The sequence below is a fragment of the Caldicoprobacter sp. genome, assembly GCF_047459465.1.
Classification (GTDB): domain Bacteria; phylum Bacillota; class Clostridia; order Caldicoprobacterales; family Caldicoprobacteraceae; genus Caldicoprobacter.
In genome coordinates this window covers 1-4,189 of record NZ_VSCO01000149.1, presented here as the reverse complement: position 1 = coordinate 4,189, position 4,189 = coordinate 1, and the positions used below count along the sequence as shown (strand labels likewise).

The following is a 4,189-nucleotide window of genomic DNA, read 5'->3' as shown; positions in this document are numbered from 1 at the left end:
TTGCACTCCTGTACCGAGTACTTGGGATTATTCTCAAGCCTGTAATCTACAAACTCCAATACCAGATTTCCAGTATAATCGACAATGGGCGAAACTTCCTCAAATACCTCTTTTAAACCTTCCTTCAAAAACCACTGATACGAATTCTTTTGAACCTCAATAAGATTGGGAATATCCAGTACCTCATCAATTCGAGAATAGCTCATCCTTATCCTGTTTCCTATCTGAACTGGACGCACCATAAATTTTCACCCCTTAAATTTATTAAAAAGGTTGACAAATGTGCCCCCCTCATAGCAATCTATCCTTAATTTAAACTAACCTAAGAGGAATCAAAAATAAAAAATGACAAAAAGGCCCCTTTCGGTTTTTATACAACCGCAAACCAACACTGGCCTTATCATAAATTATTCCCTTGAAATTTATACCCTATTCGGTGTAAAATATAAAGGTAGAATAAAAAAGTAAGCGAATCATGACCTCCCTGCCTATTAATGCAATTTTTAATGTTATCATAATTCTGGGTAGATGTCAACGGGATAAAATTAAAATTTAAATAAAAAAGGGACTCGGTTTAGAGTCCCTTTTCATTCTGCCGCCGTTTTATTTAATCTCAACTTTGGCGCCAACTTCTTCGAGCTTGGCTTTGGCAGCCTCGGCATCCTGTTTGCTGACGCCTTCCTTAACCGGCTTGGGTGCGCTCTCTACCAAATCCTTGGCCTCTTTCAAGCCTAAACCTGTCAGTTCGCGCACCACCTTAATAACTTTAATCTTTTCAGGACCAACTTCAGTAAGGATAACATCGAATTCTGTCTTCTCCTCTTCCGCTGGAGCAGCGGCAGCACCGGGTGCACCGGCAACAGGAGCCACAGCCACCGGCGCAGCTGCGCTAACACCAAATTCTTCCTCAAAAGCCTTCACCAGCTCTGCCAACTCCAAAACGCTCATATTCTTAATGGCTTCTATAATTTGATTCTTATCCATATTCAACTACCTCCCGTAAAAATTTTTAATTGACTTGTTTTTGATGTAAATCAGCGTATTTTTTTGTTTAAGCCTCTTTTTGCGCTTTAATGGCATTCAAAGCATATACCAGTGCCCGCATCGGGCCACTGAGCACTCCCACCAGATTTGCAATGGGAGCATTCAAGCTGCCAAGCATTTTGGCAATAAGCTCTTCTCTGGATGGAAGTTTGGCCAAAGCCTTGATGCCTTCGACATCGATTACTTTCCCCTCGACCACTCCAACCTTAAACTCCATTTTATTGAGCTCTTTCATAGCATCCGACAGGATTTTGGCTGGAGCCACCGGATCCTTCACGCCAAAGGCTATGGCCGTAGGACCCTCCAGATGGGGAACCAAACCTTCCAATCCTAACTCGCGCGCTGCAATCTCTATCAAGGTGTTCTTGTATACCTTGTAGATTACCCCCGCTTCGCGGAATTTCCTACGGAGCTGATTGACCTCCTCCACAGTAAGGCCTTTATAATCCACCAGAATGGCGCTGCTTGAATTTGATAGCCTTTCTTTGATCTCGGCTACTATTTGAGCTTTTTCTTCCCGAACTGGCATCCCCTGTATCACCTCCTTCAAAGCGGCGGTAAGCAAAATTAAAAAGCCCCCTTACCGCGATACAGTAAGAGGGCAGTATATACCCGTCCCTTTACCTTACCTCGGTAGGCTGTATAAACACATTTAAGCTCAAAGGCACCTACTGTCTGCGGTAAGTTTCCAAAATGATATTTTATTTTCGGTTTTTAAAACATCTAGAACTTCATGGGGTTTACCTTAATTCCAGGCCCCATAGTGCTGGATAGCACTATACTCTTCAGATAAGTCCCCTTGGCAGCCGCGGGCTTGGCTCTTATGATGGCTTCCATCAAAGCTCGCAAATTGTCAAGCAGCTTCTCTTCCTCAAAAGATGCCTTCCCAATGGCTACGTGCACAATACCTCCCTTATCCACGCGGTATTCTACCTTACCTGCTTTGATATCCCGCACGGCCTTGCCCACTTCCATGGTTACCGTACCAGCCTTGGGATTGGGCATCAAACCTCTGGGCCCCAAAATTCGTCCCAATCTACCCACCATAGCCATCATATCCGGAGTAGCAACGCACACGTCAAAGTCCAACCAGCCCTCGTTCTGAATGCGCGCCACCAGCTCTTCTGCACCCACGTAATCGGCGCCCGCCTCTTCAGCTTCCTTTGCCTTGTCTCCTTTGGCAAATACCAACACTTTAACGGTTTTGCCGGTACCATGGGGTAGCACCACTGTACCCCTCACCTGCTGGTCAGCATGTCGAGGGTCAACCCCTAATCTCACTGCCACCTCAATAGTCTCGTCAAACTTTGCGTTGGCAGTCTGCTTTACCAGCTTTACCGCCTCTTCAGGATCGTACAGCTTAGTACGGTCCACCAATTTCAAAAGCTCCTGATATCTCTTACCTCTCTTCATGACTCAACCTCCTTGTGGTATTAGGCGGGAAATCTCCCTCCCACAATTTTCATCAATCTTCTACAATTATGCCCATACTACGGGCAGTACCCGCAATCATGCTCATAGCAGCCTCAATGCTCGACGTGTTTAAATCTGGCATTTTAAGCTCAGCTATTTCCCTGATCTGCTGTTTTGTCACTCTGCCCACCTTTTCACGGTTGGGAGCACCAGAACCCTTTTCAATACCGGCGGCTCTCTTTAACAGAACAGCCGCAGGCGGCGTTTTGGTAATAAAGGTAAACGAACGATCTTGATATACAGTAACAACAACCGGGATGATCAACCCTGCCTGCTTGGCAGTTCTCTCATTGAACTCCTTGCAAAACGCCATTATATTAACGCCATGCTGTCCCAAAGCTGGTCCAACCGGCGGAGCAGGAGTGGCTTTCCCGGCAGGAATTTGCAGTTTCACCATAGCTACCACTTTCTTGGCCATCTCTTACACCTCCTTAAATCTTCTGTATCTGATTGTATCGCAATTCTATGGGGGTTTCCCTGCCAAACATAGAAACTAAAACTCTTACCTTTTGTTTATCGGGATAAATCTCCTCAACCACTCCGATGAAATTCTCCAGCGGCCCTGATGTAACGCGAACGTTATCGCCTACCTCCACATCAAGCTTGATGGGCACATCTTCTACTCCCATCATGCGTACCTCTTCAGGAGTAAGAGGTATGGGCTTGGAACCAGGACCCACAAAGCCCGTGACACCTCTGGTGTTGCGAACAAGATACCACGATTCATCGGTCATAATCATCTTTATCAATACATACCCTGGAAATATCTTCCTGCTAACAACTTTCTTTTTACCATTCTTGTATTCAATCTGCTCTTCGGTGGGAACTTTTACCTCCAGTATATAATCCTGCATCCCGCGGCTTTCTACCATCTTCTCGATATTAGCCTTTACCTTGTTCTCATACCCTGAGTAAGTGTGAACCACATACCATTTTGCTTGCTCTTTTTCGCTCATAAACCAAGGGCCTCCTTTTCAATTTAGCCCCCTTACATCAGGTAATCAGTTTAAGGAGCTGGCCTAAGATCAGGTCCACTATCCCCACAACTATTGCAAAAAGCACAATAAATACTAGTGCTGCAATAGTAGCTTTCACCAACTCCTTACGGTCGGGCCAAGATACTTTTTTCATTTCTGAAACAACATCCCGAAAATACCTGCCAATTTTACTAAATATGTTTTTTCGAGCAGCCGCCTTGGTCTCGGCTTTATCTCGGGTACTTCTCACCATCATCTTCACACCCTTAACCCTTTTTTGTCATCTTACGCTTATCTGGTCTCTCTATGAATGGTATGCTTCTTGCAGAATTTGCAGTACTTCCTCAGTTCCAATCTATCGGGGTCATTCTTCTTATTCTTTGTGGTATTATAGTTTCGGTGCTTGCATTCCGAACAAGCCAGCGTGATATTTACTCGCATCCCCTACACCTCGCTTTAGTTTATATTCAGCCGTCTACTCCCTTGTAAATCAATACTATTTTAATTTACCATACGAACTTAACCCTTGTCAATGAGCTTTGGAGAATTTTCAGCTCAAAACCAGCTCCTTTCGATGGTTCACAATAAAAGCGCAGGCAACTGCCTGCGCTTTTATAAACCGTGCTATCAAACATTCAAGATTACTCGATGATTTTGGTTACAGCACCAGCGCCTACCGTCCTGCCGCCTTCCCT

The 4,189-nt window shown here is 44.9% G+C and carries 8 protein-coding genes and 1 other annotated feature; all 8 genes read right to left on the bottom strand.

Annotated features, from left to right (window positions below; all coding sequences use genetic code 11):
* The coding region (locus FWJ59_RS08345; protein WP_414481483.1) for a hypothetical protein at window positions 1–242 on the bottom strand (242 nt) is incomplete at its 3' end.
* Window positions 243–603: 361 nt separating this feature from the next.
* Window positions 604–984, bottom strand: a complete 381-nt coding sequence (gene rplL, locus FWJ59_RS08340) for a 50S ribosomal protein L7/L12 (RefSeq protein WP_414481482.1) — start codon at window positions 982–984, stop codon at window positions 604–606.
* A 67-nt stretch (window positions 985–1,051) separates the two neighbouring features.
* The gene (gene rplJ, locus FWJ59_RS08335; RefSeq protein ID WP_414481485.1) at window positions 1,052–1,573 is read right to left on the bottom strand and encodes a 50S ribosomal protein L10; all 522 of its coding nucleotides are present in this window, start codon (window positions 1,571–1,573) and stop codon (window positions 1,052–1,054) included.
* A 30-nt stretch (window positions 1,574–1,603) separates the two neighbouring features.
* Window positions 1,604–1,743, bottom strand: a sequence feature (ribosomal protein L10 leader region).
* Window positions 1,744–1,767: 24 nt separating this feature from the next.
* Window positions 1,768–2,457, bottom strand: coding sequence for a 50S ribosomal protein L1 (rplA, locus tag FWJ59_RS08330; protein ID WP_414481481.1), 690 nt, complete (start codon window positions 2,455–2,457; stop codon window positions 1,768–1,770).
* A gap of 52 nt (window positions 2,458–2,509) precedes the next feature.
* On the bottom strand, window positions 2,510–2,935 hold the full coding sequence (gene rplK / locus FWJ59_RS08325) for a 50S ribosomal protein L11 (protein ID WP_414481480.1): 426 nt from the start codon (window positions 2,933–2,935) through the stop codon (window positions 2,510–2,512).
* 13 nt (window positions 2,936–2,948) lie between these two features.
* Window positions 2,949–3,473, bottom strand: coding sequence for a transcription termination/antitermination protein NusG (gene nusG / locus FWJ59_RS08320; RefSeq protein ID WP_414481479.1), 525 nt, complete (start codon window positions 3,471–3,473; stop codon window positions 2,949–2,951).
* A 37-nt stretch (window positions 3,474–3,510) separates the two neighbouring features.
* Window positions 3,511–3,750 (bottom strand): preprotein translocase subunit SecE, encoded by a 240-nt coding sequence (gene secE, locus FWJ59_RS08315; RefSeq protein ID WP_414481484.1) that lies wholly within the window; start codon window positions 3,748–3,750, stop codon window positions 3,511–3,513.
* Between the two features lie 35 nt (window positions 3,751–3,785).
* Window positions 3,786–3,935 (bottom strand): 50S ribosomal protein L33, encoded by a 150-nt coding sequence (gene rpmG, locus FWJ59_RS08310; RefSeq protein ID WP_414481478.1) that lies wholly within the window; start codon window positions 3,933–3,935, stop codon window positions 3,786–3,788.
* Between the last annotated feature and the right edge of the window lie 254 nt (window positions 3,936–4,189).

What these genes read in the sequence shown, in the direction of transcription:
- rplL (WP_414481482.1), bottom strand. Translation starts at nt 984, where the DNA reads ATGGATAAGAATCAAATTATAGAAGCCATTAAGAATATGAGCGTTTTG.
- rplJ (WP_414481485.1), bottom strand. Translation starts at nt 1,573, where the DNA reads ATGCCAGTTCGGGAAGAAAAAGCTCAAATAGTAGCCGAGATCAAAGAA.
- rplA (WP_414481481.1), bottom strand. Translation starts at nt 2,457, where the DNA reads ATGAAGAGAGGTAAGAGATATCAGGAGCTTTTGAAATTGGTGGACCGT.
- rplK (WP_414481480.1), bottom strand. Translation starts at nt 2,935, where the DNA reads ATGGCCAAGAAAGTGGTAGCTATGGTGAAACTGCAAATTCCTGCCGGG.
- nusG (WP_414481479.1), bottom strand. Translation starts at nt 3,473, where the DNA reads ATGAGCGAAAAAGAGCAAGCAAAATGGTATGTGGTTCACACTTACTCA.
- secE (WP_414481484.1), bottom strand. Translation starts at nt 3,750, where the DNA reads ATGATGGTGAGAAGTACCCGAGATAAAGCCGAGACCAAGGCGGCTGCT.
- rpmG (WP_414481478.1), bottom strand. Translation starts at nt 3,935, where the DNA reads ATGCGAGTAAATATCACGCTGGCTTGTTCGGAATGCAAGCACCGAAAC.